13 protein-coding genes are annotated in these 13,436 nt (G+C 64.6%); 6 read left to right on the top strand and 7 right to left on the bottom strand.

Translation table 11 applies throughout. The annotated features are described in order from the left end of the window. Position 1: 1 nt before the first annotated feature. Genes SACE_RS24675 through SACE_RS24690 form a run of 4 tightly spaced genes read right to left on the bottom strand, consistent with a single transcriptional unit; the run spans position 2 to position 5,073 of the window. Positions 2-1,222, bottom strand: coding sequence for a type III-B CRISPR module-associated Cmr3 family protein (locus SACE_RS24675; protein WP_009942501.1), 1,221 nt, complete (start codon positions 1,220-1,222; stop codon positions 2-4). Next, a complete protein-coding gene (locus SACE_RS24680; RefSeq protein WP_021342039.1) occupies positions 1,219-1,764 on the bottom strand; it encodes an RAMP superfamily CRISPR-associated protein in 546 nt (181 codons plus the stop codon). Before SACE_RS24680 ends, SACE_RS24675 begins: the two co-directional genes overlap by 4 nt. After that, positions 1,751-3,124 (bottom strand): Cas10/Cmr2 second palm domain-containing protein, encoded by a 1,374-nt coding sequence (locus SACE_RS24685; RefSeq protein ID WP_009942499.1) that lies wholly within the window; start codon positions 3,122-3,124, stop codon positions 1,751-1,753. Before SACE_RS24685 ends, SACE_RS24680 begins: the two co-directional genes overlap by 14 nt. Beyond that, complete coding sequence (locus SACE_RS24690; protein WP_157355914.1) at positions 3,121-5,073, bottom strand: TIGR03986 family type III CRISPR-associated RAMP protein; 1,953 nt, start codon at positions 5,071-5,073, stop codon at positions 3,121-3,123. The genes SACE_RS24685 and SACE_RS24690 overlap by 4 nt, the downstream gene beginning before the upstream one ends. Positions 5,074-5,547: 474 nt before the next feature. Here SACE_RS24690 and SACE_RS39490 point away from each other — a divergent pair, with 474 nt between their 5' ends. The 3 genes from SACE_RS39490 to SACE_RS39500 are packed head-to-tail and all read left to right on the top strand — an operon-like array spanning position 5,548 to position 6,212. Beyond that, positions 5,548-5,784 carry a hypothetical protein gene (locus tag SACE_RS39490; RefSeq protein ID WP_009942496.1) on the top strand — a complete coding sequence of 79 codons (237 nt, stop codon included), beginning with the start codon at positions 5,548-5,550 and terminating at the stop codon, positions 5,782-5,784. 23 nt (positions 5,785-5,807) lie between these two features. Further along, positions 5,808-6,038 carry a transposase gene (locus tag SACE_RS39495; RefSeq protein WP_009942495.1) on the top strand — a complete coding sequence of 77 codons (231 nt, stop codon included), beginning with the start codon at positions 5,808-5,810 and terminating at the stop codon, positions 6,036-6,038. 9 nt (positions 6,039-6,047) lie between these two features. After that, entirely contained in the window at positions 6,048-6,212 is a 165-nt protein-coding gene (locus SACE_RS39500; RefSeq protein ID WP_011874609.1) for a hypothetical protein, read from the top strand. A gap of 188 nt (positions 6,213-6,400) precedes the next feature. Here the strand turns inward: SACE_RS39500 and SACE_RS24705 are convergent, their stop codons facing one another. Together SACE_RS24705 and SACE_RS24710 are read right to left on the bottom strand one after the other, a co-directional pair. After that, positions 6,401-7,330, bottom strand: coding sequence for an IS3 family transposase (locus tag SACE_RS24705; protein ID WP_009942493.1), 930 nt, complete (start codon positions 7,328-7,330; stop codon positions 6,401-6,403). Next, complete coding sequence (locus SACE_RS24710) at positions 7,327-7,638, bottom strand: transposase (RefSeq protein ID WP_009942492.1); 312 nt, start codon at positions 7,636-7,638, stop codon at positions 7,327-7,329. The genes SACE_RS24705 and SACE_RS24710 overlap by 4 nt, the downstream gene beginning before the upstream one ends. Before the next feature lie 340 nt (positions 7,639-7,978). Between SACE_RS24710 and SACE_RS24715 the strand changes: the two genes are divergently transcribed. After that, positions 7,979-8,341 carry a hypothetical protein gene (locus SACE_RS24715; RefSeq protein ID WP_021341696.1) on the top strand — a complete coding sequence of 121 codons (363 nt, stop codon included), beginning with the start codon at positions 7,979-7,981 and terminating at the stop codon, positions 8,339-8,341. 137 nt (positions 8,342-8,478) lie between these two features. On the opposite strand, the gene SACE_RS24720 is transcribed toward SACE_RS24715, so the two are convergent. Then, positions 8,479-9,966 (bottom strand): SAVED domain-containing protein, encoded by a 1,488-nt coding sequence (locus SACE_RS24720; RefSeq protein ID WP_009942490.1) that lies wholly within the window; start codon positions 9,964-9,966, stop codon positions 8,479-8,481. A gap of 1,621 nt (positions 9,967-11,587) precedes the next feature. Between SACE_RS24720 and SACE_RS37920 the strand changes: the two genes are divergently transcribed. Both SACE_RS37920 and SACE_RS24725 read left to right on the top strand, forming a co-directional pair. Further along, the gene (locus SACE_RS37920) at positions 11,588-12,286 is read left to right on the top strand and encodes a hypothetical protein (protein WP_143538214.1); all 699 of its coding nucleotides are present in this window, start codon (positions 11,588-11,590) and stop codon (positions 12,284-12,286) included. A 567-nt stretch (positions 12,287-12,853) separates the two neighbouring features. Continuing rightward, positions 12,854-13,351 carry an integrase core domain-containing protein gene (locus SACE_RS24725; protein WP_009942489.1) on the top strand — a complete coding sequence of 166 codons (498 nt, stop codon included), beginning with the start codon at positions 12,854-12,856 and terminating at the stop codon, positions 13,349-13,351. Positions 13,352-13,436: the final 85 nt, after the last annotated feature.

Genomic DNA, 13,436 nt, shown 5'->3' on the forward strand with positions numbered 1-13,436 from the left:
TTCACCTGTGTGACTCCAGATCGGTGAGTACAGCGTAGAACAGCGTGGGCTCGACGACGTTCAACAGGCGTCGAAGCGCCTTTTCGTAACCGCCGTCACCGGTGAGGCTTTCCTGGAACATCGTGTCGTCGACCTCGCCCCGCAGCATCTGCTCATACCGTTGCCGCAGCAGCGGGACATCCGTGCGGAGTCTGGCCGGGTTCCGCAGTGGCGCCGAGCCCTGCACAAGGCGCTGGACGGTCAACGGCTCCTGCTTCACCGAGTACAGCGCCCCGAAACCCTCCCGTCTCCGCAGACCGATGCCGCGCGCCATCAACCGCTTCCGCGCCTGCTCATCCGCTGCCCGCTCCAGACGGATCACATATGTCGAGCCTGGCTGCACGGCGCGTTCCACCGGCTTCGGAAGACCGCTGGCGGCATGCCAGCCCTCGACCTCGCACCAGCGGGTCCAGCAGTTCTCCACCGCTTGAGCCTCGACTTGGAGCACGTCGGTTAACTCGTCCAAATCCGGCTTCACACTGGGAAAACCATGCTTGTCGACAAACGCCCCGGGGCCGAGCAACCGCAGGATGAGTTTGTTCCCACGCTGTTCGACCGGTTCCGGCTCGACCTCGGTGTCGACCTGCACTACCGCGGCACCCTGATGCTTGAGCCGACCGCCCAGATACACCGTGTCCACAGGTTGATCGACGATCCATAGCGCGCGCACAGCTGGGCCGTGCAGCCAGCCACTGAACCTGGTGTCGCGCTGCAAGCTGTTCTGAGTGAACAACTGGCCCTCACGCACGACACCATCCTCGTCGAGCGCGGCACGCGTGCGGCGTTGTCGCGCTACCGATCCGGTGGACTCGCCCTTGCTGTCCTCAAGTGCCTGCCCGCACTTGCAGTGCTCCTGCTCGCCATCCGAAGCCGCCCGGTCCCACCACAGACGAGGACAGTCGTCCTTCGCCGCGTACTTGTGCACCTTCACGCTCAGCGGCGCCGGCAGGCTGTTCTCATTGTGCAAGGGCCCGAAGGCGCCGTCGCCCTCGAAGACGTCGAGGAATTCCTCGGTCGTGGTCACCTCGACACCGCGTTCGTTGATCCACCGTCCTGCCAACGCACCACGCACCACCGTGCCGGGCACGTGGTCGTAGGTGTCTTGCAAAAAATCGGCCCGCAAGCGCTTGCCCGCCGCCATCGGTTCGAGCAGCGTCACGGTGATCCTGGCCAAGTCCTTCACCGTTTCAACCCCAGGAAAATGCGCACGGTCTCCTCGTTGATCTCCTCGGCGCAGCGGATGCCGACCCAGCCCGATCCTCTACGTCGCCACGCCCCCAGCGAACACGTGGCCTGCGCGGCTACCTTGAGCACCGCCTGGTGCACCGCGAGACGTTCCCGAGGGACGTAGCGGAACTTCGTGATGCTGAACCGGCCCTGATCCGCGCCAGTGTGATCGGCCAGTATCAGCATGTGCCCCTGCGCGGTCCGGCTGTGCTGATCGATCCGCACCCGCGCCGCGGGCTGGGCACCGTGCCAGTCGCCGTCGGGCCGGACCGGCGACCACCGCCACGGCGACGGATTTCCGTCCGAACCGAAGACCTCGTCGATCACCGGATTCTGTGACCCCAGCAGCTTCTTCGCCGTCGCCCGCACGACCCCGGCCATGCTCGTCGCGGGCAACTGATCACGCTCGTCGATCGTGTCGTGCGATCCGCCGCCGCCCTGCCCGCGCGCCACCCGAAACGGAGTGTGGAAGGTGATCGTGAAATCAAGCCTGGTCATCGTGCCACCACCAGCGAGCCATACCGAGTGCGTCAGCGAGGTCGAACGAGCCTTGGAACTGTCTAATTACCTGGTCAGAGCCGACGCGGATCGCGTGTGTGAGAAGTTCACTGGATCGGGAACCATAGGCGCGGGTCACCGCCTCCAGCCGCGCGTGCGCCGACCTGGGCAGCTTCGCGAGCCGGTGCAGCGCGTCCCACTTCTGTTCGAGATCGGCGAGAGTGAGCGCTGAACGGGCGACCGGATCGTGCCCATCGTGGGTCGTGTCGTGCCAGGCCAGCGAGGCCGCCTCCCCGGAGGTATGCACCTTCGCCCGCCGCAGCGCTGTCTTCGCCAGCTCGTTCACCTCGTACAAGGGGACGGTGTAGTGGTGGAAGACGACACCCGCCGACAGCGACGGCAGGTCCGTGTGCAGTCCCGACGCCTCCTTGATCGCCTCATCGAACGCACCGAGCAGAGCGCGGGTGAATCGCCATGCGCGACACGCGGGAACGCTCACCAACACGTCGTCGCCGCCCACGAAATGCGGCACGACCGGCAACAGCTCCTGATCCTCCTGCCTAATTTGTTCCACCGCCGTGACCAGCGCCTGCCAGGTGGATCCATCGATCGCCGCAGCGAAGTCCGGGCTACGCCGCTTCTTCCTCGGCGCGTGCCGCAGCGCACTGGTGATGAACTTCCCGATGGCGTTGCCATCGGCATACACCAGCGCCAAGTGCGTCTGGCCGTCGGCGTCCGGCCGGTTGCCCTTGCGATCGAGTTCTGCCATCGGCTTGAACTCATCGGGAACCTTCGCCTCCGCGATCCCGAGGCGGTGCAGCAGCTCGGATTCAGCGAACGGGACATCACGACCATCGGCGCGTCCAGCGGCGGCGTCGCGCGCGAGGCATTCCGCGCACCTCCGCAACCCGTCTTCGTCCCGCGCGCCCGGAGCCGGATCGGCGGGCAACGTTCTACACCATTGACACGGCAGTCCGGCGGGCCAGTCAACCGCCGGGGCAGGCCACTCGTGCTCCTGACGGGCGCCCACGGAGCGGGCTACCGCGTAGGTGTCGCCGGAATAGCGCTTGACCGACAACGAGACACCCGGCATCCGGCTGCGGATATGCCGCACGACCGCCTTCTCTGCGGCCGCCGCCTGGGCTTCGTCGTGCAGTTTCAGCGGGACCACACCATCAATCCGCCCGCCTTCCGAGTGGACCTCGACCGTCTCCCCGAATCCGCTCAGCACCTCGCGGATCGCATCATGATCGGTCGCCTGCGTGATCAACGTCGACCCACCACGCCGCCCCCGGAGCTTCGGCGTGCGGGTGAGCCAGGACTGAATGCGCACCACACCGATGTCCATGTAGTCGCTCACGCGTCCTGCTCCCCAGACTTCACCACGATGTCCATCGCCTGGTTCGTCTCTGACGCGTCTTTCGTCAGATGCGGCAACGACACCAGCGGACTGTCGCTGACGCCCTTCGCTTCCCCACTGGTGGAGGCGCCCGAGGTGCGCTTCCAGAACTCGAAACCGTCGTCGAATTCCTTCACGTCATCAGGGTTCCCGCTGTGCCGCTTGGCCCACTCCGCCCCCGGCGGGTACCACACCAAATCACCCGGGACAGTCTCCGGATTCAGAACCTTGGCCACCAACGGCCACAAATCCGTGACCTCCGCGTTGAGCGAGCTTCGGAACGACTCAACCAACGCGTCCGCCTCCGCTTCCAGATCTCGAACACCACCGCCGACGCCGTACCGTGAACCGGATCGGTCCAGCTCGCTGTGCTCGAGATCGACCTCAATCCCGCACTGCCCGAACCCCAACGGCTTTCCCCCACCGATGTGTACCCGCAGATCCGGAGCATCGAGTGCAGTGGACGGGCTCAGCGTGGCAAGGAGTCCGCCGAGTTGAGCCTCGTCGATATCGACGAACGTGATCGTCGCGCGGAACTCGGTGCCTTCCGGAAAGACGTGGGCTGTCGTGACCATCTCGGCCGAGTGGTGTTCCCGCGCCTTCTCGCGCCCGTTCCGTTCGGCCTGCCAGTAATGCTTCCGGCCACGCAACCTACGCGGCGTGCGCCCGTCGGCGGACGATCCCCACTCACGGAGCGGAGGATCACCCGCCGTGGCGGCGACCTGTCGATTGTCCAGATAAGCCTGCCCCGCACCCGGATGCGGCGCACCCATCGGAGGCAGCGTCACCTCTTCGCCCGTGACCGCGTGCTGCGCGAGCGCATCCCCGAACCGCACATGCCCCCGATAGGCGCTCTGCACCGCCCGTTCCTCCGGCGCACGCTCGTTCGGGTCGATCGAACCGAACAACCGGCAACTCGGGCACAACTCGGTCGACTTCGCACACGGTTCATACCCAGTGGCGCGCTGACCCGCTGACGTGCGGCTCTTGGCGTGGCGCCAGTTCATCGCCAGCCCGATCCAGCTGATCCGGTTCAAGCCAGTGACGTCGACCCACACCGGCTGTCCCGGGACGAGATGCGGGCTCGCGCGGTACCGCCTGCCGATATGGAGATACTCGGCTTTGCCCTTCGCCGGCGCGTACTCGAAGAAGACGTCCGCCGTCGTTTCATCGCCATACCGCTCGCGCTGCGCTGTTCGGCGGTCGTCGGTCTCCTCGACAACGCGGAGGAACGTCGACCACACGTCGTCGTCAAGAACACCCATGTCCTGGCTCAGCTTCCGGATATGGGCCCTGTATGCCTTGTCCTTCTCGCGGGCGCCGCTGTCGCTGAGGAACAGCACCCAATCGCCGTATTCGCTCAGCTCGATCTTGTCCGGTGAACCCTTCTTGTCCCAGCTCAGCACATTCAACCGCTGCCCAGAGACCAGTTCACCCTTGTACTGACGAAGGATGTCCTGGTGCACCCGGTGCTTCCGCGAGTCACCGCTGTGACACAGCCGAATCTCGGGCGGCCTGCCATCCTTGGGCGGGGCCGTGACCACCGCCATCCGACGCTGCCTCCGAGGCAGCACGGACTCCCGGTAGCTCGGCACGAAATCCGTGTCGAACACCCGCAGACAGCTTCCTGTCAGCGTCTCGTGCAGAGAACGGACCGCACCCTTCAGCGACGAACCCGGGATGAACGGGGTGCCGTCGGGCCGCATGGGAATCCGACCGTCCGCGACGTCGTCTCTCTTGCGCTTGTTGAACCCCCGGATCAGCAGCGGAGAAACCGCCTTGATCCGCACCGACAGTTTCCCAGTCAACAACTCTGGATCTTCACCCGAATGGCCGCGCGGACCGCTCCGCTCCGGCGGAACCGCAGGCAGCGGCACAAATGTGTAGGGATTGACGAACTGGCCGGACAAACAATGCCTCCCCAGTGCACCGGACCCATCGAAGAACCTCAGCGCGAGATCCGGTGCCGTACCGTACACGACCATCGCAAGAGATCTCAGACAGTCATGCGAGATCACCGCCAATCGCTGCTCACCGGCCCACTCAAGGTGACGTTGACCGACGCCACGGGCGCCGTCACGGCCAGTACCTGGCGCTGCCGGGGGCCAATACGTAGTCCCCGGTGTTGCCGGGGAGCTCGCGATACAGCTCCAAGCTCTGGGGCGAGACGAGGTTAGAGGCGGTGGCCCTGTCCCGCATCGGCACGATCCGCTCGGCCGCGGCCATGGCCTGCGGTTTAAGCGGCGCGCACCGCTTGGGAGTCGATGGACGCGGAAGTGACCGAGCACCTGGGCTATGACAAGCACAAGGCCACTTGTCGCGGGAGTGGGAACCCCCTCAACGGCACACCGGCTCGGGCCGGCGGGACCTCGCTGTAGGACTTGGTGGTCGAGGCCGAGGGGCAGCGCGGCGGGCTGCTGGCGGAGTTGAAGGCCGACCCGAGCCAAGCCAGTCTAGACACGCTGCTGCGGGAGATCGACAAGCTCACGGCGGTACGCGCGCTGGGGCTTCCGGCGGGACTGTTCGAGGATGCCTCGAAGAAGCTGGTGGCGGCGTGGCGTGCGCGGCGGCGCGGTCGGGGCCCTCGGATCTACGTGCCGCGCCGGTCGAGGTGCGGCTGACGCTGCTGGCGGCGTAGTGCTGGGTGCGGCAAACCGAGATCACCGATGCGTTGGTGGAGCTGCTGATCAGCCTGGTGCACAAGGTCAACGTCCAGGCAGAGCGGCGGGTCGAGCGCGAGCTGACCGAGGATCTGCGGCGGGTGCGGGGCAAGGAAGGCATCCTGTTCCGGATGGCCGAGGCCGCCCTGGACAAGCCGGACGAGAGCGTGCGCGCCGCGCTGTATCCGGTGGTCGGTGAGAAGACGCTGCAATAGTTGGTCCGCGTGGCCAAGGCCCACGAGCGGGCGTTTCAGGCGTGGGTGCGCACGGTGCTGCGATCGTTGTATTCGAACCACGACCGGCGGATGCTGCCCGCGCTGCTAGGTATGTTGAAGTTTCGCTGCAACAACACCGCGAATCAGCCGATCATGCAGCGCTTAGCGCGATGAGATTGTGGCCAGGGCTTTTGGCTCAATCGCGGCGGTCGCGGCGAGGTAGGCCAACTCCACGGCAGGGCACCAGTTCCCATGTCGTGCCTGTGTCGGGCTACTGCCTTGCTCTGTGTTGCCGCACTTGGTTTCTGTGGCGGGCCCGCTAGGTGGTGGACTGAGGTTCCCCCGCTTTGCCGGAGGCTTGGTTATCTGGCTCCGGCTGGGGTCGGGCGGATGCTATCGACATGGTGTTGATCGTGTTGGGTGTGGTGGGCCTCCTCGTACTCATCGGGTGACAGTCCGCCAAGTCCGTGTTGGATGCGGCGTGGGTTGTACCAGCCGTCCACATATCGGAAGATCGCCGCGTCGGCCTCGGCGCGGGTGGCGAATGTGGTGCCCGGCCAATACAGCAGCTCGATCTTGATGGTGGACCACAGGTTCTCGGCCAGGGCGTTGTCGAAGCTGTCACCGACGCTGCCGGTTGACGGAGTGACGCCGGCGTCGGCGAGCCGTCGGGTGAACCGGAGCGCGGTGTATTGACAGCCTTTGTCGCTGTGATGGACAAGTTCGCCGCTGCGCACGTCGCGGGACCACAGCCCGTATTCCAGCGCGGTGAGCACCAGCTCGGTGTCGGCGCGGGCGGCGGTGGCCCAGCCGACGATGCGGTTGGAGAACGCATCACGCACCGAGGCCAGCCACAACACGCCCTCACCGGTGAGCAGCCGGGTTAGATCGGCTACCCACAGCCGGTTGGGCGCATCCGCGGTGAAGTCACGTTCCACCAGGTCCGGCGCCGACGAATGGCGGAGGTCCTGCCGGGTGGAGCGGGGCTTCCAGCCCCGGCGTAGGTGTGCGCCAGCGAGCCCGTTCTCCCGCATGATGCGCTCGATGCGCTTGCGGGAGCACCGCACCCCTTGGCGGCGCAGCTCCAGCCACACCCGCGGTGACCCGTAGGTGGCGGCGAATTCGTGCGAAGACCGGATCTTGGTGATCCGCTCCAGCAACTCGGCATCCTCACGGTGGCGCCGCGACGGCCAGGCCGCGCGGGCGCGCCAGTCGTAGTAGGTCGAGGCCGGGATGTCCAGGACCCGCAGTACGAGACCGACCGAGAAGTCATGGTCATCGATGAAGCTCATGACCGCCTCCGGGTCGGGTCGATCTCGCCCGCAAAATAAGCACTCGCCGCCCGCAACACATCGTTGACCCGCTTGAGCTCGGCGTTCTCCCGCTTGAGGCGGCGGTTCTCCTCGGCCATGTCTGTCGCCGGCCGGTCCTGCCGCTGGCCGCGGTCGGCCTCGTCCTGGCGGATCCAGTTCCGCAACGCCTCCGGGTGCACGTTCAGCTGCTCGGCCAACCGCCGGATCGCCGGTTTCGGATCCGACTCCCGATACAGCCGCACCGCGCGTTCCCGCAGCTCATCCGGGTACTTCTTCGGTGCTGCCACAACGACTTCCTTCCTCGGTCCGCACGAGCAGACCAGACTCGGAAGCCTCCGGACAAACGGGGGAAGCTCAGGACAGGTTGTGCCGGTCCAGTCTGGGCGCGCAGTCTTTACACCTTGCTAGCCGTACTGCGGGGCGGCTGCATTCTGGCGTGAGACACGGTGTCGGTGCTCTGCGCATCACGGCCCCGTCTCTCCCGGTAACACCGCAGGTGCGCCGTCGATGAGTAATTGCACCCGCTGCTTCAGCGCTCTGGAGTTGAGAGGGCCGCTGCTATGCCGGTGATCCAATGAGGCCCGTTCTCCTCGTCCCCCGCTGGCCCAACCCCGGGTAGCGCCTCCGATGGTGGAGCTGTTCCCAAGCGGGGGCTTCGCGGCGGTTGGCCGATATTCGCGGCGGGTGTGGCTCCGCGATGGTGTTGATCGGCGCTACATGGGTGTGGTGTCGTGGGTGTCAGCACCTGATGAGTTCAACCTGCTGGGTGCGATGCCCCTGAGGGATGGTGTCACCAACACGACCAGTGGGTGTGCCGGATTCCGCGGCTACAACGACATCGCGGTGGGAACCTCGGTGACGGTCTATGACCAGAAGGGCTCACTGGTCGCATCGGGTCAGTTGACGCACTCCTCTGTCCGCGACGACGGGGCATGCGTGTTCGCCTTCACGCCGGCTGTTCCTGGCGACCACGCCTTCTACCAGGTTTGAGGTGTCTCACCGCGGGAAGGTCGCGGTAGACAAGGCAACGGCTCATGATGGAATGACCCAGCTGTCGTTGGACAGCTAGGCTACAGCTGCGCCCTGACCTCCGAACACGAAGCCCAGCGTTCTTCAACTCAGGCCCTTTATGCCTCCACGGTGAATGCCGGTTCGTATCCGTCGTCAATCTTGATGTCCTCGTACACGACGGTCTGACATAGTCGGTTCCACCGGTTGCCCAGTAGAACAGCAAGTCCCATGGGGCAGGCGAGGAAGAGGTGCAGGCGCCGGACTCGACGGGTGGAGCGGCGAAGATGGTCGCGTATGCCGACTGCCAGGGCGTTAGCGGTGGTGCTGTCGGGCAGCGAGCCGTCGTTCGCTGCGCCGTCCGGTGGGGTGAGCACGGTGAGCTTGCGGACGGGGATGTTCTGCTCTTGCAGGTACTCCACAACGTTCTCAGTGGGGTCGGTCGCGACGGCGATAGCGACAGCGATCTCGTCACCTTGGCCGATCTCGTCTTCGCTGACTCCTGGGACCAGGGCGGTGTCGAATGGGTCGTTTGTGGACCAGAGCTGGCTGCCGGCCCTCCCGCGCTGGACTGTCGCGAGGTCGGTGCCGGTGACCATGCGGAACGTGGTACCGACCAGGAAGGCCGGCGCGAGACGGATGCTGCCCGTCACGGATACGGCGGTTGTCTCCGCGGGCAGGCGTCCCGGCGCGGCCTCGATGTCCGCCTGCAACTGGGACCAGGTGTTCGGCGGCAGGGGGCGACGCTTGGTGTATGGGGAATCACCGTCGAAGCGGTCGACCCAATTGATGGCATGGTCGGCGTCCGACGCCAGCGGGTCCGGTTTGAGAGTGGCGATTGACAAGACAGCCCGGGCGGGACCGGCCTCTAGGTCAAGCTCGGCGACAGCGGTCTCGATCATTGTCAGCGTGAGCTCACGTTGGCCTTCGCGGACCATTTTGGCGACCCAGCCGGCCCCCTCCTCAAGCGCCCGCTGGTCGTGACGAAGCCCGGTGACAGCCATCAGGAGTCGGAGGTTCTCCTGGTACCAGACCATGTCCAGAGGCAGGTCGAAGCGGAGCACCGACAGGAGATCGATGAGCTCGGCCTCGGTCAGCCCTGCCTCCTGCGCCCACCGGGCACGGGCCTTGCCTCGGTCCGACCTGGCTCCGCCGACGGCTGCTCTGGGCATCAGGAGGCCGGTGCGGGCGTCGCGACCCGCCATCAGGCCGTCCTCGGAGTCGGCGGCCCGGTTGGTGACCAGGCGCAGATCGGCGCTGCCGCCGTCCGCGGTCAACCCTTTCCACGTCCTGGCGATCTTCGCAAGGATCGATGGACCACCGTTGGCACTGGGCTTGGTCAAGTACTCCTCATTGACCGGCGTAGCGCTGTCAACCGCGTACTTCACCTGTTTATAGGTGTTCGGAGGAACGTCACGCAGCAGGACGACGTCGTCGAGGTTGCCCACGCCGTCGAGTTCGACGCCGACTGCGCGGACGGGGTTGTGCGAGCGGGCGGCGGTCTCGCGAAGCAGGACCAGGCAAGCCTCCCAGGCGACGAGCCACTGGTAGTAGTCGCCGGTGGTGCGAACGCTGGTTGGGCCGGTGGTGGGGAGATGGGCCATCATCTTTCCTCGGAGAAGACAGGGGCGGGCTTCAGTTCCTCGGCGAGTGCGGCCGCAGGACGGCGTCGACAGGGGCATGGACGTAGTAGCGGGTCGTGTGCCGGTCCATCTGGTCGCCGACATCAGCACCATTCGAACTTGCGCTCGCGTGCCGAGTGCCCGATCGCCGGGGCGGCCTGACTTCTTCGAGACGATCACCCTGACCGGAGCAAAGATGTACGTCCTCGCGGTGATCGACCACAACACTCGCCGGATCCGGGTCTGGGCGCCACCGCGCATCCGACCGCCTCGTGGGTGGCTGAGTCTGCGAGGAATCTTGTCATGGACCTCGAGGACGCGGGCTACCGAGCGCGGGTCACCTTGGTCTGGAATCAGCGGCACCTGCTCCACGCCCTACGGGAGTTCGAGGACTTCTACAACTCCCATCGGCCTGCCAAGGCGTCGCCAACGCCCGGCCACTGCACTCCTTGCCGGATCCGATCGCCGACCCCACCCAGATCGCCCGCCTCGACATAGGAAGACGCGCTCGCCTGGGCGGCATCCCCAACGAGTGCCCGACACGGAGTCTGACCTCGATGGATGACATTACCGGCAAGCGCAACACCGCCTCGCCGACAAGGTCAGAGACGCCTACTCCCACGTCGCGCCTGAGATCGAGAACCAAGTGCTCGACAGCCTCCAACACCGATGGGAGACCTAAGCACCACCGAACCTACGGGCCCCATTGACCCCACTACACGCCTGAAGACACCGCATGGCCAGCCATCAGCACACCCCACCGCGACCCCTTGACCAGCGGCGCAAATCCCGACCGGCGAGCTACTCAGCATGCCAGCGGGAAAAAACCGAAGACGGCGTAGCACTTCTCTCCACCCACCGCAAAGCCCATGCTGACCAGCCACGACGACCCAGGACCGCGGAAAGAAATCACCCGGCCAAGCGAGATCATCGACTCCCACCCCGCGAACCCATTTCACTCCGGCCATGATCGATCCTCCCAAAAATCGGATCGGGCCGAGTGCGGAGATCAACTATAAAATCACGATGACAACATCAAGAAGCCCGCTGACCTGCGCGTTCACGTCAGGTCAGCGGGCTGTCGTGACCGTCGGGACGGCGGGATTCGAACCCCACGAACCCTTAACCCCCAGCTGCACAACCAGCGCAAATAGAGAAACCACAGGCAAGGGCGCTACCGTTCACTACCGTACAGAACGGCACGACGCGGAACTCGCCAACACAATCCTCCCACTTTCCTCCCGGCGCCAGCGTCAAAACGGCCTGTCAGGAACCACCCAATAGACGGTGGACGGAGTTGCGCACCATGCATCCGGATCGGGCTACCGGAGCCCGGCTAATGCGACGGGGGCACCGATTGGTTCCGAGCCGTCCTGCCTGTCCAACCGAGCTCCGTCTCGGGACGCCTTCGACAGGACAGGCGGAAACATCGGACGAGCTGCAAGAACAGCAGGTAGACCCGGGGTGGGGAAGCTATTTCTGCGTGTTCCCGAGCTGCGCCGGGCCAATAGGCTTGCCACGCAGGGTTACCACACAACCACCCCCCGCATCGCGATGGGTAGACTAACGGAACCGGGCCGCACGATTCGAAGATTTAGAGGGGCATGTGACCACAGACGAGCACAGCACACCGGAACACCCGACAGCCAGGGAAAAGTTACTCCAAAAAGAGGAAACTCAACGCACCCCCAACATCCGAAATAGCATAGATGGGTCGAGCATTTCCAATGCGATTCAAGCTGATCAAATCCATGGTGGCGTACATTTTTATTCAGCAGATTTACGCGACCACCTCTATCGCGAAGAAGCTCCTGCCGCTCAAGCTGCCAACGGCCAGCCAGAGCTCGAGACAGGGGGCAATAAACCAAGGAATGCTTTCGTCGAATATTTCACTCGCATCTGGAAAGCGCGTTCTCCCATTTTAATCTGGGGCGCCACAATGCTCAGCCTCGATGTTGCAGTCGTCGGTTTTCTTGAATATATACTTGGCGGCCAGCGCCCAGAGGAGCCAGCTTCCGAGGATCTAAATACAGCACAAGCAGGCAGCTTCTTTTTTGTCATTTTTTTCCCTTCTGCTTCTCTGGCGCCACGCAGCTCGCCGCAGCAACCCAGAAAAGTGGCCATCCCTCAGCGACGTTCACCCCTCCGCTGTGCAATTCCTGAGAAGTCGAATAGCTGCAGTGATCATCCTTACTGGCGCCGTCTTGCTTATAGCGCTTCTGACTCCCGGCCTGATGGATCCAAATGCACTGACCGCACCCTCGAATCCTCAGCCTCAGGGCACTCCAAATGCGCCCACTATTAGCAGCTTTGGCTATCGCATTCTAAACATCCTCGCACTGCTCGAAATATCAGGGCTAATAATATACGTGAATCGCTCCTACGGTCGACGCCCTACCCAACTGTGACCACAACGAAGCAGACATGAAATAATGATGATGGAATGGTCATACGGTCGACACAAAAGGATCTGGCCGAATCCTCGTCGAATCGACCTCCAGCACATCACCGACCACCTCGCCCGGGACCCGCCCAAGAATACTTCCGCAGTTCACCCGCGAGATAGCTCTGTAATGCTGCGCTGTCGGCAAGCGATGAGCGCGAACCGCTACCCGCGCTGAGCTTGCGGCACCAGACCGCCGTCCGGGTTGCGCACCGCGACCCCGACGTTGTCCCTCCGGCCAGCGCCGCGCGAGCGATTTCCGCGCCGAAGCCCCGGGCGGCGCCGGTGATGACGGTGATCAACGCTGCCCTTGCCGACAACCTCATCCGCCCTGGTGAGACACGGCGGGTGCGGCGTAGGGGTAGGTCGACCGTAGTCGCTCGACCGGACGCTTTCGCCGCTGTCGAGCACCCGACATGCTGATCGACCGTGCTGCTGCGACTGGCCTACCTGGGCGTGACGAATGCGTTCGCCATGCTGCGTCTGCTGCCGATGAGTGACCGGGACAAGGACGTCGAGATCACGGACCTCGAGGACGCCGACTGCCGGGCGCGGTTCCTGATCCGGGACCGCGATGGCAAATTTCCCGCCCTATTCGACACTGTCCTGTCGGATTCGAGGATTGAGGTCGTGCTCAGCGGCGTCCAGATGCCGAGAATGAACTCGATCATGGAAAGGTGGGTACAGACCTGCCGACGTGAGCTGCTGGACCGCACTTTGATCTGGAATCAGCGGCACCTACTCCACACCCTACGTGAGTTCGAACAGTTCTACAACTCCCACCGGCCTCACCAAGGCATCGCGAACACCCGCCCGCTGAACCCATTGCCGACTCCCATCGCAGACCCGGACAAGATCGTTCACCTCGACATACGCCGACGCGATCGCCTCGGCGGCATCCTCCACGAGTACGAGCATGCAGCTTGACCTGCACGGATGAGGTTTTCGGCAAGGGCACTCCAGTACTCCACCGAGACCGGGTATCGCAAGGTCCAGACGCCCCGGGCGGTTC

It is taken from the genome of Saccharopolyspora erythraea NRRL 2338 (genome assembly GCF_000062885.1).
Classification (GTDB): domain Bacteria; phylum Actinomycetota; class Actinomycetes; order Mycobacteriales; family Pseudonocardiaceae; genus Saccharopolyspora_D; species Saccharopolyspora_D erythraea.